This is a genomic window from Caldicellulosiruptor naganoensis (assembly GCF_026914285.1).
Lineage (GTDB): Bacteria > Bacillota > Thermoanaerobacteria > Caldicellulosiruptorales > Caldicellulosiruptoraceae > Caldicellulosiruptor > Caldicellulosiruptor naganoensis.
This window is the reverse complement of the sequence record NZ_CP113864.1, coordinates 1,203,894-1,226,296: the sequence shown is the minus strand read 5'-3', so window position 1 is coordinate 1,226,296 and position 22,403 is coordinate 1,203,894. Positions and strand designations below refer to the sequence as shown.

21 protein-coding genes are annotated in these 22,403 nt (G+C 35.7%); 2 read left to right on the top strand and 19 right to left on the bottom strand.

The features are described 5' to 3' along the window. Positions 1 to 131: 131 nt before the first annotated feature. The 3 genes from OTJ99_RS06010 to OTJ99_RS06000 are packed head-to-tail and all read right to left on the bottom strand — an operon-like array spanning position 132 to position 4,003. Positions 132 to 1,355 carry an NAD(P)-dependent malic enzyme gene (locus OTJ99_RS06010; protein ID WP_045164863.1) on the bottom strand — a complete coding sequence of 408 codons (1,224 nt, stop codon included), beginning with the start codon at positions 1,353 to 1,355 and terminating at the stop codon, positions 132 to 134. 50 nt (positions 1,356 to 1,405) lie between these two features. Next, the gene (locus OTJ99_RS06005) at positions 1,406 to 2,731 is read right to left on the bottom strand and encodes a replication-associated recombination protein A (protein WP_045164864.1); all 1,326 of its coding nucleotides are present in this window, start codon (positions 2,729 to 2,731) and stop codon (positions 1,406 to 1,408) included. A 24-nt stretch (positions 2,732 to 2,755) separates the two neighbouring features. Next, on the bottom strand, positions 2,756 to 4,003 hold the full coding sequence (locus OTJ99_RS06000; RefSeq protein WP_045164865.1) for a serine hydroxymethyltransferase: 1,248 nt from the start codon (positions 4,001 to 4,003) through the stop codon (positions 2,756 to 2,758). A gap of 230 nt (positions 4,004 to 4,233) precedes the next feature. Between OTJ99_RS06000 and OTJ99_RS05995 the strand changes: the two genes are divergently transcribed. Together OTJ99_RS05995 and OTJ99_RS05990 are read left to right on the top strand one after the other, a co-directional pair. Continuing rightward, positions 4,234 to 4,986 carry a threonine/serine exporter family protein gene (locus OTJ99_RS05995; RefSeq protein WP_045164866.1) on the top strand — a complete coding sequence of 251 codons (753 nt, stop codon included), beginning with the start codon at positions 4,234 to 4,236 and terminating at the stop codon, positions 4,984 to 4,986. A 15-nt stretch (positions 4,987 to 5,001) separates the two neighbouring features. Beyond that, positions 5,002 to 5,454, top strand: coding sequence for a threonine/serine exporter family protein (locus tag OTJ99_RS05990; RefSeq protein WP_045164867.1), 453 nt, complete (start codon positions 5,002 to 5,004; stop codon positions 5,452 to 5,454). 48 nt (positions 5,455 to 5,502) lie between these two features. Here the strand turns inward: OTJ99_RS05990 and OTJ99_RS05985 are convergent, their stop codons facing one another. The 16 genes from OTJ99_RS05985 to rsmB form a co-directional block, all read right to left on the bottom strand. Then, entirely contained in the window at positions 5,503 to 7,608 is a 2,106-nt protein-coding gene (locus OTJ99_RS05985; RefSeq protein WP_045164868.1) for a polyribonucleotide nucleotidyltransferase, read from the bottom strand. A gap of 59 nt (positions 7,609 to 7,667) precedes the next feature. Then, the gene (rpsO, locus tag OTJ99_RS05980) at positions 7,668 to 7,934 is read right to left on the bottom strand and encodes a 30S ribosomal protein S15 (protein WP_045164869.1); all 267 of its coding nucleotides are present in this window, start codon (positions 7,932 to 7,934) and stop codon (positions 7,668 to 7,670) included. Between the two features lie 120 nt (positions 7,935 to 8,054). Continuing rightward, entirely contained in the window at positions 8,055 to 8,972 is a 918-nt protein-coding gene (locus tag OTJ99_RS05975) for a bifunctional riboflavin kinase/FAD synthetase (protein ID WP_045164870.1), read from the bottom strand. Then, positions 8,969 to 9,832 (bottom strand): tRNA pseudouridine(55) synthase TruB, encoded by an 864-nt coding sequence (truB, locus tag OTJ99_RS05970; protein ID WP_045164871.1) that lies wholly within the window; start codon positions 9,830 to 9,832, stop codon positions 8,969 to 8,971. The genes OTJ99_RS05975 and truB overlap by 4 nt, the downstream gene beginning before the upstream one ends. Next, entirely contained in the window at positions 9,829 to 10,785 is a 957-nt protein-coding gene (locus OTJ99_RS05965) for a DHH family phosphoesterase (RefSeq protein ID WP_045164872.1), read from the bottom strand. The genes truB and OTJ99_RS05965 overlap by 4 nt, the downstream gene beginning before the upstream one ends. Then, on the bottom strand, positions 10,782 to 11,192 hold the full coding sequence (rbfA, locus tag OTJ99_RS05960) for a 30S ribosome-binding factor RbfA (RefSeq protein WP_045164873.1): 411 nt from the start codon (positions 11,190 to 11,192) through the stop codon (positions 10,782 to 10,784). Before rbfA ends, OTJ99_RS05965 begins: the two co-directional genes overlap by 4 nt. A gap of 25 nt (positions 11,193 to 11,217) precedes the next feature. Beyond that, positions 11,218 to 13,791 (bottom strand): translation initiation factor IF-2, encoded by a 2,574-nt coding sequence (gene infB, locus OTJ99_RS05955; RefSeq protein ID WP_045164874.1) that lies wholly within the window; start codon positions 13,789 to 13,791, stop codon positions 11,218 to 11,220. Next, the gene (rnpM, locus tag OTJ99_RS05950; protein WP_045164875.1) at positions 13,788 to 14,093 is read right to left on the bottom strand and encodes an RNase P modulator RnpM; all 306 of its coding nucleotides are present in this window, start codon (positions 14,091 to 14,093) and stop codon (positions 13,788 to 13,790) included. Before rnpM ends, infB begins: the two co-directional genes overlap by 4 nt. A gap of 1 nt (position 14,094) precedes the next feature. Beyond that, on the bottom strand, positions 14,095 to 15,165 hold the full coding sequence (gene nusA, locus OTJ99_RS05945; protein ID WP_045164876.1) for a transcription termination factor NusA: 1,071 nt from the start codon (positions 15,163 to 15,165) through the stop codon (positions 14,095 to 14,097). Positions 15,166 to 15,192: 27 nt separating this feature from the next. Continuing rightward, positions 15,193 to 15,648 (bottom strand): ribosome maturation factor RimP, encoded by a 456-nt coding sequence (locus OTJ99_RS05940; protein ID WP_045164877.1) that lies wholly within the window; start codon positions 15,646 to 15,648, stop codon positions 15,193 to 15,195. Between the two features lie 151 nt (positions 15,649 to 15,799). Then, a complete protein-coding gene (gene rpe / locus OTJ99_RS05935) occupies positions 15,800 to 16,468 on the bottom strand; it encodes a ribulose-phosphate 3-epimerase (RefSeq protein ID WP_045164878.1) in 669 nt (222 codons plus the stop codon). A 45-nt stretch (positions 16,469 to 16,513) separates the two neighbouring features. Further along, entirely contained in the window at positions 16,514 to 17,386 is an 873-nt protein-coding gene (gene rsgA, locus OTJ99_RS05930; RefSeq protein WP_045164879.1) for a ribosome small subunit-dependent GTPase A, read from the bottom strand. Positions 17,387 to 17,388: 2 nt separating this feature from the next. Continuing rightward, positions 17,389 to 19,272 carry a Stk1 family PASTA domain-containing Ser/Thr kinase gene (gene pknB / locus OTJ99_RS05925; RefSeq protein ID WP_045164880.1) on the bottom strand — a complete coding sequence of 628 codons (1,884 nt, stop codon included), beginning with the start codon at positions 19,270 to 19,272 and terminating at the stop codon, positions 17,389 to 17,391. A 42-nt stretch (positions 19,273 to 19,314) separates the two neighbouring features. Further along, complete coding sequence (locus OTJ99_RS05920; RefSeq protein ID WP_045164881.1) at positions 19,315 to 20,067, bottom strand: Stp1/IreP family PP2C-type Ser/Thr phosphatase; 753 nt, start codon at positions 20,065 to 20,067, stop codon at positions 19,315 to 19,317. A gap of 3 nt (positions 20,068 to 20,070) precedes the next feature. After that, complete coding sequence (gene rlmN / locus OTJ99_RS05915; RefSeq protein ID WP_045164882.1) at positions 20,071 to 21,105, bottom strand: 23S rRNA (adenine(2503)-C(2))-methyltransferase RlmN; 1,035 nt, start codon at positions 21,103 to 21,105, stop codon at positions 20,071 to 20,073. Continuing rightward, on the bottom strand, positions 21,102 to 22,403 hold the full coding sequence (gene rsmB, locus OTJ99_RS05910) for a 16S rRNA (cytosine(967)-C(5))-methyltransferase RsmB (RefSeq protein ID WP_083943499.1): 1,302 nt from the start codon (positions 22,401 to 22,403) through the stop codon (positions 21,102 to 21,104). Before rsmB ends, rlmN begins: the two co-directional genes overlap by 4 nt.

Genomic DNA, 22,403 nt, shown 5'->3' with positions numbered 1-22,403 from the left:
GCTAAAACACAACGCAATTATAAAGATGAACCTGATAAAAATTATATTACATCTTGCAACTACTGTCTACAAAAAAAACGCCCTTTCAAACGGGCATTTTTTTAAAGATTTCTCTATAAAAGTGTACAATTCTACATATTCAACATAAGTGAAATTTCCCTTTGAAGAGCTTCTTCAGTTAAGTTGACCCTTGCAATACCTTGGTCAATCGCCTTTCTTGCCACAGCTAAAGCAACCTCATATGGAACTCTTTTATCCAGCGCATTTGGAATTACATAATCTTCACTCAAATTTTCCTCTGCAATCTTTGCTATTGCCTCTGCTGCTGCAATTTTCATCTCATCAGTTATTTTTCTTGCCCTCACGTCAAGTGCACCTCTAAAAATGCCGGGAAAAGCCAGCACATTGTTTACTTGATTGTTAAAATCTGAACGGCCTGTGCACACAACCCTTGCACCTGCTTTTCTTGCTTTGTCTGGCATAATTTCGGGTATAGGATTTGCCATTGCCATAACTATAGCATCTTTTGCCATATTCTTTACATCCTCTTCATCAAGTACATTCGCAACAGATAGTCCAATAAAAACGTCAGCACTTTTAATCACATCATGAATAGATCCTTTTAAATGATTTCTATTAGTTATTTTTGCTATTTGTTGCTTATATTTGTTCATACCTTCTTCTCTGCTCTCATAAATTGCACCATATTTGTCACAAATTATAATGTTTTTTGCACCATATTTTATTAAAAGTTGAGCTACTGCAATTCCAGCTGCCCCAGCTCCATTAATGACTATTTTAACATCCGAGATTTTTTTATTTACAAGCTTTAAAGAATTTATCAACGCAGCCAATGCAACAACTGCTGTGCCATGCTGGTCATCATGAAACACAGGAATCTCAAGCTCATTTATGAGCCTTTCTTCTATCTCGAAGCAAGAAGGAGCAGCTATATCTTCTAAATTAATTCCTCCAAATGAAGGTTGAATAAGTTTTGTCACTTTTACAATCTCTTCCACATCCTTTGAATTAATACAGATTGGAAAAGCATCAACTCCACCAAACTCCTTAAATAAAACTGCCTTCCCTTCCATTACTGGAAGACCAGCATAAGTCCCAATGTCACCCAAGCCCAAAACAGCAGTTCCATTTGTAACAACAGCAACCCAGTTAGACTTTGATGTGTACTCATAAACAAGTTCTCTATCTTTTGCAATCTCTTTACATGGCTCTGCAACACCAGGAGTGTAATAGATGCTCAAATCATTGGCATCACTTATTGGCACCTTACTTTTTAGGGCTATTTTTCCTCTGTGCTCCTTGTGAAGTTTTAAGGCTAAACTTGCAATTTCCATCTTCTTTTACTCCTCTCGTTTTACTTGTACCTTTAGATGCATTAGTTAATTCAGTTACTATCTTCTTTTTTTAGCTTTTCCATGTACTCTTTTATATCCTTTTCTCTTCCCATTTCAGTAGGATAATAATATCTTCTTCCCACAAGCTCATCTGGTAAGTATTGTTGTTTTACCCAATGATTTTTATAATCATGAGGATAGAGATACCCAACCCCATGTCCAATTCTCTGCTCACCATGTGAAGCCATCCTAAGATGCATAGGTATGCTTTTGATAGGAATACTTTTAGCATCTTCAAGAGCCTTTTCAATTGCTAAATATGCTGAGTTACTTTTTGGAGCACATGCAAGATATATAGTAGCCTCAGATAAGATTATCCGAGCCTCCGGCATACCAACAAACTCGCAAGCCCATGCAGCAGCTGTTGCTACATTTAGTGCCATAGGATCTGCCAAACCAATATCCTCTGCTGCTAAGATTATAAGTCTTCTGGCAATAAACTTAATATCTTCGCCACTTTCCAGCATTTTTGCAAGATAAAACAAAGCAGCGTCAGGGTCAGAACCCCTGACACTTTTAATAAATGCCGAGATTGTATCATAATGCATATCACCTGTAGCATCGTATAAGCTAACTTTCTTGCTTGAAAGATTGCTGACCATTTCTTGTGTAATTACAATGCTCCCATCTTGCAGAGGTTTAGTTGAATACACACAGGCTTCTAAAATATTCAAAGCAACCCTCGCATCTCCATTTGAAAGTTTGGAGATAAACTTTTTGGTTTCTTCATCTATTTTAACTTTCATTTCTCCAAGACCATTTTCTTTATCCGTGATTGCCCTGTCAATTATCTTAATGATATCTTCTTGTTTTAAAGGATAGAGTTCAAACACAAGTGATCGTGACACCAGTGCTTTGTTTACCTCATAAAATGGGTTTTCGGTTGTTGCACCGATTAACACTATTGTTCCCTCTTCAACAGATGGTAAAAGTGCATCCTGTTGAAGCTTGTTAAACCTGTGTATTTCATCAATAAATAATATTGTCTTTTTACCATCTTGAGAAAATTCAAACTTTGCCTCATCTATAATCTTTTTTATATCATTTATTCCAGCAATAGTAGCATTTATTGATTTAAAATTCTTATTTGTAACATTGGCAATAACATGTGCAATTGTTGTTTTCCCCGTACCCGGCGGTCCATATAGAATTATAGAAGTAAGCTTATCATTTTTTATGAGATTATAAAGAGGTTTTCCTTCACCCAAAATGTGGTCTTGTCCGACAATATCTTCAAGTCGCTTAGGTCTTAACTTATATGCCAGAGGAGACTCTTTTTTTAGTCTTTTATTCCCTAAATACTGAAAAAAATCCATTTCAAACTCACCAGAGCTTCATTTTTACTCTTTAAATTCGCTATAAAGTGGATACTTTTCACACAACGCCTTAACTCTTTGCAATATATTCTCATCTGAATCAGAGTTTGTCAAAGCATCGTGAATGATGTCAGCAACTTCTACCATGTCCTCTTCTTTAAAACCACGGGTTGTCACAGCTGGTGTACCAAGCCTTATGCCACTCGTCACCATCGGGCTTTGAGTATCAAAAGGAATTGCATTTTTATTACATGTTATATTCAAACTGTCAAGTCTTTTTTCTGCATCTCTGCCAGTAATACCCTTGTTTCGCAAATCAACAAGCATCAAATGATTGTCTGTACCACCGCTAACTAATCTAAATCCTCTTTCTATTAGTCTTGAGCTGAGAGCTTTAGCGTTTTTAAGAATCTGCATCTGATAGTTTTTAAACTCTTCTGTCATTGCCTCCTTCAGAGCAACTGCTTTTGCTGCAATCACATGTTCTAAAGGTCCACCTTGAATGCCAGGGAATATAGACTTGTCAATCAGCTTTGCATATTTTTCTTTGCAGAGGATTAACCCCCCTCGAGGACCTCTAAGTGTCTTATGAGTTGTTGTGGTCACAAAATCAGCATATTCAACAGGTGATGGATGAAGCCCTGCAGCAACCAAGCCTGCAATGTGTGCCATGTCAACCATCAAATATGCTCCAACTTCATCAGCTATTTCTCTAAACTTTTTGAAGTCAATAACTCTTGGATATGCAGAGGCACCCGCCAAAATCAGCTTGGGTCTGTGCTCTTTTGCCAACCTTAATACTTCATCATAATCTATTGTCTCTGTTTCAGGGTTAACACCATAGGACACAATATTGTAAAGTTTACCAGAAAAGTTAACTGGACTTCCATGTGTAAGATGTCCACCATGTGAAAGATTCATGCCAAGTATGGTATCTCCAGGATTCAACACTGCAAAATACACAGCCATATTTGCCTGAGCACCAGAGTGTGGCTGCACATTCGCATGCTCTGCCCCAAACAGTTTTTTTGCTCTTTCAATTGCAATTGACTCAATAACATCAATGTACTCACAGCCACCGTAATACCTTTTGTTAGGATATCCTTCCGCATATTTATTTGTCAAAGGTGAACCCATTGCTGCCATAACAGCAACTGACACAAAGTTTTCAGAAGCAATGAGCTCAATCTTACTTTGCTGCCTTTTTAGCTCATTTTTAATTGCCTCAGCTATTTCAGGGTCAGTATCTTTTACCAAATTATAGAAATACATTTACATCTCCCTTTCCGAATGTTTTTTTTAATCTTTAATATACAATGTTCGCGATTTATGATTATACACCAAATTTGCTTTTTTGTATATTATATTTTAGCTTTGCTTTTAAAGTCAATCACCTTGGAAAAGTAGAGCATAAAACTGAATGTTCACAAGAAAGTTTAAATTACTATATAATCATATTATAAGTCTTTGAAAACTAAACAGAAAGGAAGATTTAATTCAAGATGATGACTCCAAAGGAACTTATTGAAGTTGCGCTGTTAGCTGGGGAGATCATGCTCAAAAATGGAGCAGAAACTTACAGAGTTGAAGATACAATGGTACGGATATGTTCAAAAGGAAATCTGAAATTCAACGAAAGCTTTGTCATCCCTACCGGAATTGTAGCAACAGTTGCGGATGAAAAGAACAATCTTTTGACCATTTCTAAGAGAATAAAAAATAGAACAATTGACTTAAACAAAATATCTCTTGTCAACCAGTTTTCAAGAGATTTTGAAAAGCATGATTTCACTTATGAAAAAGCTATTAAAATTTTGAATGATATACAAAACAAAAAGGGATATAGTAATAAGATAACCCCACTTGCAGCAGCTTTAGTATGTTGTTTTTCTACAATACTTTTCGGCGGAAAGATGTTGGATGCAATATCTGCCTTTTTTGTTGGCCTATTTACTCAAATAGTGCTCAACATTCTTAACTCAAAAAATCTTTCTTATTTTATTTCTTATATCATAGGTGGTTTTTCAACAGCTACCTTGGCTTTGATAACCGTTAATTTCCATCTTGGAATTAACTTAGATAAGATAATCATTGGCTCTGTTATGATCATGACCCCCGGTGTTGCAATAACAAATGCAATAAGAGATACAATTGCAGGTGACCTTCTTTCTGGTGTTGCAAGAGGCGTTGAAGCATCTTTGATAGCCATTTTCATTGCAACTGGAGCAGGAATTGCCCTAAGCATTTTAAAATAAAGGAGGTACAAAAACGTGGAACAAAGTATCTGGTTTCAACTTTTCTCAGCATTTTTTGTAAGTTTTTCATTTGCAATCTTAACAAATTCACCTAAAAAAACCCTGTTTTATTGTGGTATAATCGGTATGTTTGGCTGGCTTGTTAACATAATATTTTTACGGTTAAGCTTTTCTCCTATTATAGGGGTGTTTTTTGCTGCATTGACGGTTAGTAAATTGTCAGAGATTTTTGCAAGACTTCTTAAAAATCCTGTGCCAATCTTTCTTATACCCGGCATAATACCTCTTGTACCAGGCGCTGGAATGTATAATACAATGATTGCACTTATAAAAAGTCACTTTGACAGTGCAATAAAAACAGGCATCCAAACACTTTTGGTTGCTGGAAGTATTGCAATAGCCTTGATGCTTGTTACATCATTCAATTGGATTTTTAAGGTATTTCAAAAAGAAAAGTTCATTAAGTAAAAAATAAAAGAAAGCATAAGCCATTTTCTATGGTTTATGCTTTCTTTGTTATTTTGCCCTGCGCGAATATGTGACATTTAAAGCTTCTTTTCGAGAAAGTGCAATTCTCCCAAGTTTGTCAATTCCAATTACTTTTACTAACACCAGGTCTCCAACCTTCACAACCTCATCAACCGACTTTAATCTTCTGTTGTCAAGCTGGGAAATGTGTACAAGTCCTTCTTTACCTGGGTATATCTCAACAAATGCTCCGTAAGAAGCTGTTCGTGTAACTTTACCTAAGAAGAACTGTCCTACCTCAATCTCACGGCCTATGCCTTCAATCATGCTAATTGCTCTATTTCCTGAGATATCATCAGGTGCAGCTACAAATATTCTACCATCTGGCTCTATATCAATCTTTACGTTTGTCTCTGCAATGATTTTGTGAATCATTTTGCCACCAGGACCTATTATGTCGCGAATTTTTTCAGGATCAACTGTAGTTTTGAATATCTTTGGAGCATACGGTGAAAGTTCACTTCTAGGTTTGTCAATCACAGTCTGCATAAAATCTAAAATCTTAAGTCTTGCCTCTCTTGCTTGATACAACGCTTTTTCAATTATTTCTCTTGTAAGACCATGAATTTTTATATCAAGCTGAATAGCAGTGATACCTTCTCGCGTTCCAGCTACTTTAAAGTCCATATCGCCAAAGAAATCTTCTATCCCTTGGATGTCGGTAAGTGTGATAAAACTACCGTCCTCTTTTGTAATAAGACCAATTGAAATACCTGCAACAGGTGCCTTTATAGGAACACCCGCATCCATCAATGCAAGCGTACTACCACAAACGCTTGCCTGAGAGGTTGACCCGTTTGATGTCAAAACTTCTGACACAAGTCGTATAGTGTATGGAAACTCATCTTCTGATGGTATAACAGGCTCAAGTGCCCTTTCTGCCAAAGCACCATGACCTATTTCTCTTCTGCCGGGTCCTCTCACTGGCTTTGACTCCCCTGTTGAATATGGTGGGAAGTTGTAGTGATGCATATACCTTTTTGCCTCTTCTTCCTCAAGACCGTCTAAAAACTGCATTTCACTCTTTGTTCCAAGCGTTGCAACTGTTAGAACTTGTGTATAACCTCTTTTGAAAAGGGCAGAGCCGTGTGTTCTTGGTAAAATTCCTACCTCAGCATATAAAGGTCTGATTTCGTCAAACTTTCTTCCATCAGGTCTTCTACCTTCTTCAGCAATCATCTTTCGAACAATCTCTTTTTCTAAGTTGTAAAGAGCATCGTCAACCAAAAGAAGCGTGTCTTCTGATTCGCCTTCAAATGCTTTAAAAACTTCTTCTTTCAGTTCGTCAAGTTTTTTATCCCTCTCTATCTTGTCAGGTATCTGAATATATTGATATACCTTTTCATATGCAAGTTCTCTTACTTTCTGTTTTATCTCTTCAGGAACAATCCTTTTTTCATATTGCATCTTTGGTTTCCCAACTTCTTTTACTATTCCCTCTATAAACTCAACAATCTTTTTAATCTCCTCTTGAGCAGTCATTATAGCTTCAAGCATTATGTCTTCTGGAATCTCTTGAGCACCCGCTTCAATCATCATAACTTTATCTTTTGTACCAGAGACAACAAGATGCAGTTTGCTGACTTCCCTTTCCTTTGCTGTAGGATTAATTACAATCTTTCCATCAACATATCCCACAAGCACTGAACCAGTTGGACCTTCAAATGGAATATCAGATATTGATAGAGCAACTGATGATCCAAGCATAGCTAAAACATCAGGTGGATTGTCAGGGTCAACTGATAAAACTGTTGCAATGACAGATACATCATGGTAAAAGTCTTTTGGAAAGAGAGGACGTATCGGCCTATCAATTAACCTTGCAGACAAAATTGCCTTTTCAGAAGGTTTTCCTTCTCTTTTGATAAAACCACCAGGAATCTTCCCTACAGAATAAAGTCTCTCTTCGTAATCAACCGTTAACGGGAAAAAGTTTATACCCTCTCTTGGCTTTTCTGAAGCACAAGCGGTTACTAAAACAGCTGTATCACCATACCTTGCCAAAACTGCTCCGTTTGCTAAAAGCGCATACTTTCCAATTTCAAAACTAAGTTCTCTGCCGGCAAGTTCCATTTTGTAGATTTTACTTTCCAAACTCAATCACCTCTCTCTAAAATAATGGAGCGGCTATACCGCTCCACTTTTTTGTGATTTTACTTTCTCAGTCCTAATTTTTCAATTAGTTCACGATATCTGTTGATGTCATACTTCTTTAGATAGTTAAGAAGCTTCCTTCTCTGACCTACCATCTTCAAAAGGCCTCTTCTCGAATGAAAGTCTTTTTTATGAATCTGCAAATGCTCGTTTAGCCTATTTATTCTCTCTGTCAAAAGAGCTATCTGTACCTCTGGAGAACCTGTATCAGATTCATGAAGTTGGAATTTTCTGATTATTTCCTGCTTTTGTTCTTTTGTGAGCATTACTTTTCACACCTCCCTTTCCTTTATAAATGCCTGAATCTTTGTTAAAGGCTGGGAGCATCCTCTAACAAGGATTCAGGTTAACACATAGCATATTGTAGCAAAAATCTTCTTCGATGTCTATAGAGTTGCTTTGCAAAATAAAGCTTTTACATATTCTATATCTTTCTCAATCTGAGTTTTCAGCTCTTGCAAGCTCTCAAATTTTCTCTCCTCGCGTATAAAATCAATAAACTCTATCTTAATCTTTTTACCATACATTTTTTCCTCAAAATCCAAAACATGTGTTTCTATCTTTATACTCTGGGTTTTTGACACTGTAGGATTGAAGCCTACGTTTGTGAGGGATATATATCTTTTGCTGTCAATAATAGTATTTGTAACATACACTCCTCTTTTGGGTACGAGTTTGTTTTTGTCAAACCGTATATTAAGGGTGGGGAATCCTAACTTCCTGCCAATTCTATTCCCTTTTTTAACAATTCCATTTACGAAAAAATTGTAACCTAACATTGAGTTTGCAAGCTGAATATTCCCATTCATTATTAAATTTCGAATAAGAGTACTTGATACAACTTGGTCGTTGCATGTTACAGGGTCTACTACTATGCACTCTCTGCCATAGTCTTTAAGTTTTTTACAGAGATATTCACTATTTCCCTCTGCTTTATAACCAAATGTAAAATCATATCCCACCACTACTAAACCAGCATTTAGTTTTTCAATCAAAATCTCTTTAATAAATCTATCTTTATCTATTTGCATAAACTCCTTTGTGAATTCAATAAAATATACATCTTCGATCCCATGCTTTTCAAAAAATTCTAATCTTTCACTATTTGTAAGGATATATCTAAGGTCGAGTCCAAGCAGTTTGTCAGGGTGATTTTTGAATGTAAAAACAACTTTTCTACGCCGATTAGCATTTAAGTTTAAAACCTCAAATACTTTCTTGTGTCCTACGTGAAAACCATCAAAAAAACCTAAAGCCACTACTGGTGTATCATTTCTTTTTAGAATCCTGTTGTAAATATTCATCTGTTATTTTCCACCTTCAATAGATATTTAAACTTATCATCCACTCTTTGGTAAACGAAAAAGGTATCACTTAACTGTGTTTTGTAAAATTCTGCAAAAACTCCATTGCTTTGTCTTATTTCTTTTATATCTTTCAATGTTAAAGGATTGCCATTAACTACTTTTTTATAAGCACTTTCCTTTATAAATATCTCATTTGAAATCAAACTTTTCAAAGGAACCATAGTTTTTCTTGAAATAAGGTCCAATGTAAAAGAGGAGCTTACATCAAACCTACCACTTTTCACTCTTCTAAGCATAGTCAAAGTAGCAATAGTATCAAGTCTTCTTGCTATCTCTTCAGCCAAGCTTCTAATATATGTGCCGTGGCTACACTCAACTCTAAAGGTTAGATAAGGATAGCAATAGTTTATCATCTCTATATTATATATGATACTCTTCATCCTTGGAATTTCAATATCAATTCCTTCTCTGGCATACTCATATAGCTTTTTCCCTTTTACCTTTTTTGCAGAATAGAGAGGAACAAAAAGTTCAATTTCCCCTTTTAGATTCTTCAGCACAGTTTCAACTTCACTTGTCTTTATAAAGACATTGTTCTTCATCAACACTTTACCAGTTATATCAAGTGTATCTGTTTTCATTCCAAATTGCATTGTGGCTATATAGGTCTTTTTTTCTTGTGTAAAAAAAGATGAAAGTTTTGTTGCCTCTCCTATCAAAAGCACTAAAAGTCCTGTTGCAAATGGGTCAAGTGTTCCGCTGTGTCCAACTTTTGTTTTAAAGAGTTTTCTAACGTACTCAACAACATCATGAGAAGTAAGACCAACTGGCTTGTCAACTAAAAGTATTCCGTTCATTTAACATCACTTTTAAGCCTTTGTAGTAGTCTCTTCTTGATTTGACTTATGTCGCTACTGTTTATGCTAAAACCAGCTGCCCTGGGATGGCCTCCACCTCCAAAGTCTTTTGAAATTGCTGCAACATCCACATAGTACTTTGACCTAAGACTTACCTTTATTCTGCCATCCTCTTCGATAAACAGGGCAGCCACTTCAACACCTTCAATATTCTTTGCAAAATTTATAATATTTTCTGTTTCATCTCGCGAGGCATTGTTTTTCTCAAACATCTCTCTTGTAATTGTCAAAAAAGCTACTCTGTTGTTTTCAAAGAGCTCTAAAGTCTGAAGAGCATCTCTCAAAAGGTTAAACTTAGAAAGACTCATCTCATCAAATACTTTGTTTATGATATATACAAAGTCAATTCCCATATTTATCAAGTCACCTGCAATTTGGTGTGTTACTGATGTAGTATTTGAATACCTGAACCCACCCGTGTCAGTAAAAATGCTCGTATAAAGACAAGTTGCTATATCTTTGTCGTTATCAATACCCATAAGTTTTACTAATTGGTATATTATTTCACCAGTTGCTGCAGCTGATGAGTTTATATAGTAATAATCACCTATTCCTTCACTTGTTATATGATGGTCAATATTAATGAGTTTTTTATAACAATTTTGAACATTCTTAATCCCCGTTCTTTCAAGTTCTCCAGTGTCAAGAAGCACTAAAACATCAAATACCTCATAAATCTCCTCTTTGACTTCAATCTTGTCTGCAGCAGGCAGAAATGAAAGATTCTTTGGAACATTGTTTTTTAAAAACATTCTCGTCTCTTTGCCTTTCTTGGTGAGTGCCAAATAAAGTGCAAGCATAGAACCTATACAATCCCCATCAGGATTTTCATGTGAGACAATTGCAATTCTGTCTGAGTTCAAAAGGCAGTTTATAATCTTGCTCTCTATCAATTTTCCTGTTCACCTTCACTTTCATCCTCAAGTATTTCTTCTTCCTCTTCATTTTTTGAAATTTTCAATTGGTTTAGAATTTGCGATATTCTTGCACCGTATTCTATTGAATCATCTAACTCAAATGATATCTCTGGTGAAAACCTCAACTTTATCCTTTGAGAAATCTCTCTTCTTATATAAGGTTTTGCATTTTCTAAAGCTTTCATAGTACTTGTAATCTTTTCTTTGTCTTTGTCAAAGATACTGACAAAGACCTTTGCATGCCTCAAATCCTTACTCATATTCACCTTTACAATGCTCACAAGTTCTGCACAAATACGTGGGTCTTTTAACTCATGCTGAATTATATCACTTATCTCTTTTTTTATTTCCTCAGCAACTCTATCAGCCCTATCAAATTGCATATCATACCTTCACCTCTTTATACTATTAGCTTTCTACCTTTTGCATTTCGTATGCTTCAACAATATCTCCTTCTTTTATGTCGTTGAATTTTTCAAATGTCATACCGCACTCATACCCAGCTGCAACCTCTCTGACATCATCTTTAAACCTTTTAAGCGAAGCAAGTTTGCCCTCATAAACAACAACACCGTCTCTGATAATTCGTGCATTAGAAGTCCTTGTTATTTTACCATCTAAAACATAACAACCAGCAATAGTCCCGACAGATGATGATTTGAATATCTGTCTTACTTCAGCATGACCAATTATTACTTCTTTATACACAGGTTCTAAAAGACCTTTCATTGCCGCTTCTATGTCATTTATAACATCATATATGATTCTGTACATTCTGATATCAACCTTTTCTTTCTCTGCCAAAGACATCGCACCCACTTCTGGTCTTACGTTAAACCCGATAATTATTGCATCTGATGCAGAAGCCAGTGTGACGTCTGACTCTGTAATCGCACCAACAGCAGCATGAATGACCTTCACTGTCACCTGTTCATTCGAAAGTTTTTCTACGGCAGCTTTCAAAGCCTCTACAGAACCCTGTACATCCGCTTTAATTATAACTCTCAGCTCTTTAAGTTGTCCTTTCTGAATCCTCTCAAACAGCTCATCAAGCGAAATCTTAGACTGCTGCATCTTTTCTTCTTTGAGTCTATCTTGGCGAATTTGTGCAACTGTTTTTGCTGTTTTTTCATCCTTCACACAAACCAGTTCATCCCCAGCAGTTGGAACATCTTCAAGCCCTAAAATCTCAACAGGCATGGAAGGACCTGCCTCTTTAATTCTTTGCCCTTTGTCATCAATCATTGCTCTTACTCTTCCCCATGTACTGCCAACAACTACATAATCGCCTACTTTAAGTGTACCTTTTTGAACCAAAACTGTGGCAACAGGCCCTCTTCCTTTGTCAAGCTTTGCTTCTATTACTCTACCACGAGCTGGCCTGTTTGGATTTGCTTTGAGCTCAAGCAGGTCGGCAACAAGCAAAATCATTTCCAGTAAATGGTCTATACCTATCTTCTTTTTAGCAGAGACGTTTACAAATACAGTATCTCCACCCCATTCCTCAGGTATAAGACCATACTCAGAAAGTTGTTGTTTTACTCTCTCTGGATTTGCTTCTGGTTTGTCAATCTTGTTAATAGCAACTATAATTGTCACATTTGCTGCTTTTGCGTGATTTATTGCCTCAACCGTCTGTGGCATAACACCATCGTCTGCTGCAACAACCAAGACTGCAATGTCAGTCACTTGCGCACCACGAGCTCTCATAGCAGTAAATGCTTCATGGCCAGGTGTGTCTAAAAATGTAATCTTCCTACCGTTTACTTCAACAACAGATGCACCAATGTGCTGCGTAATACCACCTGCCTCTTTTTCCGTCACATTCGTCTTTCGTATCGCATCAAGAAGTGACGTTTTTCCATGGTCAACATGCCCCATTACAACTACAACAGGTGGTCGTGGTTGTAGTGATTCTGGTGGGTCCTCTTGGTCTTCTAAAAGTATCTCCTCTTCGCTCTTTATTATCTCTTTTTCAACCTTAAACCCATAGTCTTCTGCAATCAAAGATGCCACATCAAAATCAATTTCTTGATTAATATTTGCCATCACACCAAGCATTATGAGTTTTTTAATGACCTCAGCAGCAGGCTTTCCTATCAGGTTTGCAAAGTCACCAACAGTTATTTTTTCTGGAATTCTTACAATCTCTTCTTTCTTTTCCTCTTGTACAGTCTTTGTTTGAAGTTTTAATACTTCTTTTTGCTCTTTTGATTTTTTCTTGGGTTTTTCTTTTCTTCCACGCCTTACATGTTTTTCTTGTAAGTATTCCTCTTCTAATAAAGTGTCTTCTACCTCTTTATCAATTTTCTCAAGCTCTTCTCTATCAACCGGAACCTCTTCGTGGAGTAAGTCCTCAACATGAAATAGCTGTTTTTTGTGCTTTGGTGCCTTTTCAGTTTTCTGCTTGGTAGTAGTTTTGTCCTGATACTTTTTCTCAATCTTTTGTTCTTTTGAAACCTCATATTTAGGTTTTGCAGCCTGTCTTTTTTCAGGCTCTTGTGTAAATATTTCTATTACCTTGTGCTCACCAACAGTAGCTTTTTTCTCCTTTTTCTCAACAACTGCAGTACTTTCTTTCTGTGCTACATTTACTTGAGGTCTTTCTCTTCTGCTTTTGTCAAATCTTTGTCTACTTTCCTGCTGAGATTTTTGAGGCAGTTTTTGTTCAGCTCTTCTATCATGAGGATAAGACACTCTCTCCCCTTGTTGTTGATGTCTTTTCTGATCTTGAGTTTTTTGCGGCCTTTCTGCCACACTGCCTTCTTTATGAGCTGGCAACCTCTCTCTTTTTCTTCTTTCCCCTTGTTCTTTTTCCTTTTCTTGTAATATATATTCCAAAACGAGATTAACATCGTTTTCTTCTAAAGCACTCATATGATTTTTGTATTCGATGTTCAACTTACTAAGTATATCCATTAAATCTTTGTTTTGAATCTCTAAAAGCTTTGCAAATTCATATATCCTAAGTTTATTTGTCATTCTGACACCTCCGCAGATTTTTTATAATTTTCAGCAAAAAATTTATCAAGCAGGTCATAAAACTCCCTTGGTATAGTCGCTTTCAAAGACCTATCAAGTCCCTTTTTCTTTTTTGCAAGCTGTAAACACTCTTCATTTTTGCAAAGATATGCTCCCCTTCCAGGCAGCTTTTGTTTTTCATCTATGAAAATTCCCTTATCATTTTTTGCAATTCTCAATAGCTGACTTTTTGGTTTTATTTTTTGACAACCAACACATTTTCGATGTGGGATGTACTCTTGCACTTTTTGTCCCCCATTCATTTTATTTACCCTTTATATCTATTTTCCAACCTGTAAGTTTTGCGGCAAGTCGAGCATTTTGTCCACCTTTCCCAATAGCAAGAGATAATTGGTCGTTTGGCACAAGAACAAAAGCCTTTTTTTCAACCAAATTCAAATCAATATGAACAACTTCTGCAGGACTGAGCGCATTTTTGATAAACTCACCTATGTCACTGCTCCACTTTACTATATCAATCTTTTCATTGCCAAGATGTTTTAGCACATTTTGAATCCTTATTCCCTTTTCGCCAACACACGCACCAATAGGGTCAATTTTTGAGCTATTAGAATAAATTGCCACTTTTGATCTTGACCCAGCCTCTCTTGCAATTGCTTTTATTTCTATTATACCTTCTTGAATTTCTGGTACCTCGTTTTCCATAAGTCTCTTGATTAAATTTGGATGCGTTCTTGAAAGATAAACTATAGGCTCTTTCTCTTTTGGTGGAATTTTAACATCCACAAGATAAAATTTCATCATTGTTCCAGGCTTATACTCTTCGCCTGGTATCTGCTCTTCCATCGGAAGTATTGCTTCAACTTTTCCACCTTCTATCTCAACGATAACATTTTTCTTGTCTATCCTTTGAATAACTCCTGTTACAATATTGTCAATTTTAGCTGAATAATCTTCAAATATTATATTTCTCTTCTTCTCTCTTATCTTTCCTATGACTGTTTGTCTTACTGTCATTGCAGCTTTTCGACTAAAGTCAGAAATTGGTACCTCTATTGCAACAATGTCACCCACTTGATAGCGTTTATCAATCTTTCGCGCATCTTCTAATGAGATTTCGTTTCTTTTGTCTTTTACGTTTTCTACCACTTTTTTGTACTCAAAAATCTTTACATCGCCTTTTTCAGGGTCAATTGAAACCTTTACGTTTGAAAGATTCTTGTCCTTTATTCCTTTCACCTGCTTGTAAGCAGTCAAAAGAGCTGACTCTAAGACAGAATAAATATAATCTCTTTCAATCTTATATTCTCTTTCAAGCTCATCAATCGCAGAAAATAATTCCTGAAAATCCACAGTTGCAGCTTTTTTGGCCATTTCTATTAAAAGCCCCCTTTTCTTTTTTCAAAATTTTATTGCAAGCTTTACCTTCTTTATATTCTCAACTGGGATAGAAACGCTCTCTCCATCTACCATTATAATCAGACTATCTTCTCTCTTTTCTACAAGCTCTCCTGTGAGCTTGGTAGTCTTCATAAAAGGCTGTTTAAGAAAAACATCAACTAATCTCCCTTTATTCCTTATAAAATCTTTTTCATTTACAAGTGGTCTGTCAACTCCTGGTGATGAAACTTCTAAATAATAACTAAAAGGAATAGGATCAACAATATCTAATTTATTAGACAATTCTTCGCTTACAAGCTGACAATCGTCAATTGTAATTCCACCAGGCTTGTCTATATAAACTCTCAAAAAATAACTTTTACCTTCTTTTTTAAATTCAATATCTACCAAGTCAAAACCATATTTCTCCAAAATAGGCTTTACAAGTTCTTCTACTCTTTTAACTATCTTTGACACACTTAATCATTCCTTTCACATGAAAAATTTTTCTCTTAACAACATTAAAGAGTGGGGGACACCCACTCTTTTGCTCATTCACTTTATGTCAACAAAATTGATTACATATATTATACCATTTTAAATCTATTTTAACAAGAACCATAAAAAATTATTTGTTCAATTTTTCGACTGATTCCTTTAATTTTTTTATCGCTCTTTCTATATCTTCATTTTCAAATACATACGATCCAGCAACAATTACATTTGCTCCCGCCTTGACACATTCTATAACTGTTTGCTCATTTATACCACCATCAACTTCTATCTCAAAATCATAACCTTTCTTTGTTCTCAACTCAGACAAATTCCGAATCTTTTCTAAAGTATAGTGAATAAACTTCTGTCCACCCCAGCCGGGATTTACAGTCATAACTAAGACCATATCAACTACCCCAAGCACATTTTCTATAAGACAAATTGGTGTTGCAGGATTTATTGCAACACTTGCTTTCTTGCCAAAGCTCTTAATCCTATTCAATAAAGCATCCAAGTGATATGTGGTTTCTGCATGGACTGTAATATTATCTGCTCCACTTTCTATAAACTTCTCAATGTGTTTCTCAGGATTTATTACCATCAAATGAACGTCAAAAAAAAGATTAGTGTTCTTCCGTAAAGACTTTATAACCGGAGCACCAATTGTGATATTTTCAACAAAACACCCGTCCATAACATCTATGTGTACTAAATCAGCTCCACTTTTTTCAAGTTTTTTGACCTCATTCTTCAAATCCGAAAAATCAGCCGACAAAATTGATGGTGCAAGTTTTATGAACAATTTAAAAATCCTCCCTTTTAAATCCAATGTATTGCTTCTGAGTTTTTAATCATACTCTTTTTGTGCGGGAAGTTGCATAAATATTTCCTTGTAGCGCTCATATCTTTCAAAATTTATCTTTTTTTCATTTACAGCTGCCTTTACTCCGCATTCTGGCTCAAAGATATGATTACACCCCGGAAACTTACAGTTTTCATAATCATAGAACTCCGGATAGTAGTATTTTAGTTCATCTCTGAGCATTCCTATAATCTCAATTGAACTAAAGCCTGGTGTGTCCGCTATATATGTGTCTTCGGCTGCTCGCAAAAGCTCAACAACCCTTGTTGTATGTCTTCCTCTTTCAATCTTTTTGGAGATCTCTCCAACTTTAAGATTCAAACCTGGTATTAGGCAGTTCAAGATAGAGGTCTTTCCTACGCCTGACTGTCCAGCAAAAACTGATATCTTACCTTTGATATACTGTTTCAACTCTTCAATACCCTCTCCTGTTTTTGCAGACACTCCTATTACGTCAAATACACTATATTGGTTTTTTATAATTTCAAATGTTTTGCCATTGTCAAGGTCAATCTTATTAACACAGATAAGAGGTTTTACTTTTTCTTTTAAAACATTTACAAGTAATTTGTCAAGTGCAATGAACGAAACCTCAGGGGAAACTGAAGCTACTACCACAATTGCAATATCCACATTTGCAATCGGCGGTCTTATAAGCTGGTTTCTCCGTGGATGAATTTTATCTATAACATAAGCACCTTTTGCTTTTTCTACGATTGTTACATGGTCACCAACAAGTGGTGTTATCTCTTCTTTCCTAAATACTCCTCGTGCTCTGCATTCGTAAATATTCCCATTATGGTCATATACATAGTAAAAACCAGCAATTGCCTTTACAATCACACCACTTATCTCCATGGCTATTCTACCATCTCCTCCGATGAAAGTTGATCATTGATATACATTCTAATAGTTGAAGGACCTGTTATTGGCACTTTCACCTGTAGAGGAGTTTCTTCTCTTCTAACAACTCTATCAAATACAATACTCTCATTGTTGTTCGAAACAACAACAATTTTTACATTCGCTTCACTCAAATCAGAAGGCAGGATGACTGTTTTAATAACAATCTTGGCAGTGTTTTTTAGTTCAACCTTTTTGGCAACTATTAAATCAACGCTGCTACCTTTCTCAACAACAGTATTTGCAGCAGGCAACTGATCTAAAACAACTCCAGATTCCTTGTCAGTTACCTCTTTATACGTGATATTCCCCACATTTAAACCTGCTTTCTGTAAAAGTTCTTTTGCCGAAGCTATATCCATATTAGTAATATCAGGTACAGGTACTTTCTCAATTTTAGGTCCTATGCTTACTGTTAGCACTACTGTCCCATTTTTTTCAATAAACTCATTTGCAGCAGGCTGTTGAGAGATAACAGTGTCAACAGGTTTATCAGAATAATCTCTTTTTATCTCTACATTAAGTCCCACATTGTTCAAATCAATCTCTGCATCTTTCACATTCTGTCCAACAACATCTGGTACACGGACCATTTCTGGTCCTTTGCTAACTATAAGTTTTACAGTTGTATCTTTCTTGACTTTGATACCTGCAGCTGGTTCTTGGTTTATAACTGTGCCCTTTTCAGATTGGTCATTTTGCTCAACTATTGTAAACTTTAGTCCAAGCTCATCTAATTTGCTTTTTGCATCTTCTACTGAATAACCTACAAGGTCCGGTATGGTAATGTCGTCTTCTGGAGGTGTTAAGCTCTTTCCAATAGCATTATAAAATACAAGCCAGCCAATTGCAACAATAACTAAAGCAGTTAAAATACCAGCTACAACATATATCCAATCTTTTTTGGTTGCTTTTTGTTTTTTCTCAGGCTCTTTCATCAAATCCTTAGTTTTTAATTGTTCAAACTGAAATTGCTTTGTTGCAGCATTTTCATGAGTCTCAATCTTTACAAAATCACCCTCAGGATCAATTAATGAATTTTTTAAGTCTTGTATCATCTCCATAGCAGATTGGTATCTTAAAAGCACATCCTTTTGCAGAGCCTTTAAGATAATTGCCTCTAAACTTCGGGGAATATCTGGATTATAAAGTGTTGGACGAATTGGCTGCTCTTGTAAGTGTTTTAGAGCAATTGATATAGGTGTGTCACCATCAAATGGTAAAACACCTGTTACCATCTCATACAATACAACTCCAAGTGAATACAAATCAGACCTATTGTCTACATACCCACCTCTTGCTTGCTCTGGTGAAAAATAGTGTACAGAGCCAATTGTCAAGTTTGTATTTATGATTGTACCAGTTGAAACAGCACGCGCTATACCAAAATCTGTTACTTTAACTATCCCATTTTCGTCAATTAGAATATTTTGTGGCTTTATATCTCTGTGGACAATTCCTTTTTTGTGTGCATGGTCAAGCGCTCTTAAAACCTGTATTGCAATTGTCACTGCATCTTTTGTGCTAACTCTCCCTACTTCTTTCATAAACTCTTTAAGAGTCTTTCCATTTACATATTCCATTACTATGTAGTGCATACCTTCTTGTTCACCAACATCATAAATAGAGACAATGTTTGGATGTGAAAGCGAAGCAGCAGCTAAAGCTTCAGTTCTAAACCTTGTCAAAAATTCCTCATCACTTGCAAATTCGCTTCTCAATACTTTTATAGCAACATATCTGTTGAGAATCTTATCCTTCGCTTTGTATACAACAGACATTCCACCGCTTCCCAATTTCTCAATGACACTGTATCTATTGCCTATAACAAAATCATCCATTTTGACCCATCACCTTCTTAAAAAATTCTTTAAACTTCTTTCTTACTGGGTGGTAAAATAAAGTACTGTTATATTGTCAATCCCACCATTTTCAAGCGCCTTTTCAACCAAAACTTTGCCTATCTGTTCAAATGAAGTTTTCTCAAAAGCCTCTTTTATGTAGGACTCTGAAACCATGTTAGTAAGTCCATCTGTACAGAGCAAAATGTACCACCTTTCCCCTAATTCTTGAGGTTTAAGTTCATATACATCTACATCTACCTCTTTCCCTATGCCAATTGCCCGTGTAATTATATTTTTCTGTGGATGGGTATAAATTTCTTCTTTTGTAATCTTACCATTTTTGTACATTTCATAAACTAAGGAATGGTCTTCTGTGATTTGGAGCATCTTATCTTGATTAATAAAATAAACCCTTGAATCACCTACATTACTAATAATTACCTTCTCTTTTAGAACAAATACCCCGGCTAATGTAGTGCCCATTCCAAACCACAGAGGGTTTTCCATCTGAAGTTCAACTATCTTTTGGTTTGCATAAGAATAAGCTTCTCTTATAACTTGCTCTGCTATTTCATTTAATCTTTTTAGATTCACTAACAGATACTCAAGAACATACTTACAAGCAAAACTGCTTGCAATCTCACCAGCACTATGTCCTCCCATTCCATCTGCAATTAGAAAAAGAGTAAAGCTATCATCCTTCGTCTTAAACACTAAATAGTAATCCTCATTGTTTGTTCTTACGCTTCCCGTTTCTGAGAGTGCAATGTACTTCACGTTCACGCACTTCATCTCCTATTTATCAAATATATTGTAGTGGCGTGCTCGCAATTGACCACACGCTGCATCAATACTATTTCCTAATTCTCTTCTGATTGTTACTTGAATACCAGCTGATTCAAGGGTATTATAAAAATCTCTTATTCTCTCCCGCGACGGTCTTTTAAATTCTTTTCCATATACCGGATTTATAGGAATTAAATTAACATGAATAAGCCTTCCTGATAATATTTTTGCAAGTTCTTTTGCACATTCGATTGAGTCGTTTATATCCTCTATTAAGGCATATTCAAATGTGACTCTTCTATTTGTCCTTCTTATATAGTCGTCAACAGCTTTTAGTATCTCTTCAATAGGATATTTTCTATTTATTGGAACAAGTTTGTCTCGCAGCTGGTTGTTTGGAGCATGAAGAGAAATTGCAAGGTTTACCTGTTTTGGGTACTCTGAAAGCCTGTAAATTCCTTCTACGATACCAACAGTTGAAATTGTTATATGTCGTGCACCAATATTTTTCCCCTCTTTTGTATTTATAATATCTATAAACTTAAAGACATTTTCAATGTTGTCAAATGGTTCTCCGCTTCCCATTAAAACCACATTAGATATTCTTTTTTTTGTTACATTCTCCACATTGATTATTTGGTCTACCATTTCACCTGCGGAAAGATTTCTTACCATTCCGCCGATTGTCGAAGCACAAAACGCACAGTTCATTCTACAGCCAACCTGAGTCGAAATGCATATTGCATTGCCATAACTATATGGCAAAAATACAGACTCAATAGCATTTTTATCAACAAGCTCAAATAAAAACTTTATACTCTCACCGTCACTTTGGTATTCTACAACCTTCAGAGAATTCAAAACAAACTCTTCTCCTACTCTTTTTCGCAATTCAATCGGAATGTTAGTAAAAGCATTCACATCTGTTGCATTCTTCTTGTAAAGCCATTCAAAAAGCTGATGTGCACGAAAAGGTTTCTCACCTACTTCTTCTGCCCACTTTTTGAGCTCGTCTAAGGTGAAATCTTTAATGAGCTTCTTCATACTCCTACCTTGCCCTCTTTCTTGAGTTTTGCTATAAAAAATCCATCACATTGATATTCATCAGGAAAAATAGTCTTTTGATATACCACCGAAAAATCTTCATGTCTTTCCACAAAACTTGATACAGTATCCTCATTTTCTCTATGTCCAAGGGTACATGTACTGTAAAATATTATACCACCGTTTTTTACATATTTAGCAGCATTGTCAAGCATTCTTACTTGAAGCTCATGCAGACTTTCTATATCTTCATGGGTCTTATTCCATTTAATATCAGGTTTTTTTCTAATTGTTCCAAAACCAGTACATGGAAGGTCTGCAATTACGATATCAAACTTGCCTATAAAATCTTCATTCAAAACAGTAGCATCGCATTCCGCAGGTATAACATTGTCAAACCCAAGCCTCAATAAGTTCTCTCTCAAAAGGTCAACCTTTGACCTATTCACATCACATGAGACAACAAAACCTTTTGTTACTTCCGCACAGTTAAAAGTTTTTCCACCTGGAGCTGCACAGAGGTCCAACACAGACTTCGCATTTTCAAAATCGTTTCTGTTCCATTTTACAATAAGCGAAGAGGCAAGGTCTTGAAAATAAAAATAGCCTTCTTTGTAAAGGTCACTTTCTTTTATATTGCCACTAAGAATATAAACAATCTCACTATTTAGCTCGGGCAAATCATATTCATATCCATAAGCCTCAAGCTTTTTTAAAAATTCTTCTCTGCTTATCTTCTTTGTATTTATTTTTACACTCTGCAATGGTTTTGTGTTTAAGAATTCTAAAATCCTTATAGTTTTATCCAGTCCATAAGATTGTTCTAAATATTCAATCAAAAACTTCGGATATGAAAGCTTTATAGAAAGAAAATCTTTCAAATTTGTCTCCTTTATCCTCTCAAGTGCTTTCTCTATTTCGTCCTTTCTTCTAATCATGTTTCTGAGAACCGCATTGACAAAACCCTTTTGATGTCTGTTGACACTCTCAGCAAGATTACAAGCCTCACTGACTGTTGCATATTCGGGGATCTTGTCAAGAAATATGAGCTCGTATGTCGCTACTCTTAAAATGTTTAGAATTTTTTTATCTTTTATGCCTTTTGTTGCGACAAAGTTTATATAGTAATCAAGAAGGTTTTTAAACCTCAACACTCCATGGACAAGCTCAACAAAGAGTTTTCTGTCTTTTGGGTCTTTCAGTCTTTGATGGTACTTCTCCATTAAAATATCTGCATTAATGTTCTTTTTATTTTCAATTTCAGAAATGACCAAAAAAGCAGCTTTTCTTGTATTAAT

Excerpts from the sequence above, each read along its gene's own strand:
- OTJ99_RS06010 (WP_045164863.1), bottom strand. The coding sequence starts at position 1,355 with ATGGAAATTGCAAGTTTAGCCTTAAAACTTCACAAGGAGCACAGAGGA.
- OTJ99_RS06005 (WP_045164864.1), bottom strand. The coding sequence starts at position 2,731 with ATGGATTTTTTTCAGTATTTAGGGAATAAAAGACTAAAAAAAGAGTCT.
- OTJ99_RS06000 (WP_045164865.1), bottom strand. The coding sequence starts at position 4,003 with ATGTATTTCTATAATTTGGTAAAAGATACTGACCCTGAAATAGCTGAG.
- OTJ99_RS05995 (WP_045164866.1), top strand. The coding sequence starts at position 4,234 with ATGATGACTCCAAAGGAACTTATTGAAGTTGCGCTGTTAGCTGGGGAG.
- rpsO (WP_045164869.1), bottom strand. The coding sequence starts at position 7,934 with ATGCTCACAAAAGAACAAAAGCAGGAAATAATCAGAAAATTCCAACTT.
- OTJ99_RS05975 (WP_045164870.1), bottom strand. The coding sequence starts at position 8,972 with ATGAATATTTACAACAGGATTCTAAAAAGAAATGATACACCAGTAGTG.
- truB (WP_045164871.1), bottom strand. The coding sequence starts at position 9,832 with ATGAACGGAATACTTTTAGTTGACAAGCCAGTTGGTCTTACTTCTCAT.
- rbfA (WP_045164873.1), bottom strand. The coding sequence starts at position 11,192 with ATGCAATTTGATAGGGCTGATAGAGTTGCTGAGGAAATAAAAAAAGAG.
- infB (WP_045164874.1), bottom strand. The coding sequence starts at position 13,791 with ATGACAAATAAACTTAGGATATATGAATTTGCAAAGCTTTTAGAGATT.
- rnpM (WP_045164875.1), bottom strand. The coding sequence starts at position 14,093 with ATGAATGGGGGACAAAAAGTGCAAGAGTACATCCCACATCGAAAATGT.
- nusA (WP_045164876.1), bottom strand. The coding sequence starts at position 15,165 with ATGGCCAAAAAAGCTGCAACTGTGGATTTTCAGGAATTATTTTCTGCG.
- rsgA (WP_045164879.1), bottom strand. The coding sequence starts at position 17,386 with ATGGAGATAAGTGGTGTGATTGTAAAGGCAATTGCTGGTTTTTACTAT.
- pknB (WP_045164880.1), bottom strand. The coding sequence starts at position 19,272 with ATGGATGATTTTGTTATAGGCAATAGATACAGTGTCATTGAGAAATTG.
- OTJ99_RS05920 (WP_045164881.1), bottom strand. The coding sequence starts at position 20,067 with ATGAAGTGCGTGAACGTGAAGTACATTGCACTCTCAGAAACGGGAAGC.
- rlmN (WP_045164882.1), bottom strand. The coding sequence starts at position 21,105 with ATGAAGAAGCTCATTAAAGATTTCACCTTAGACGAGCTCAAAAAGTGG.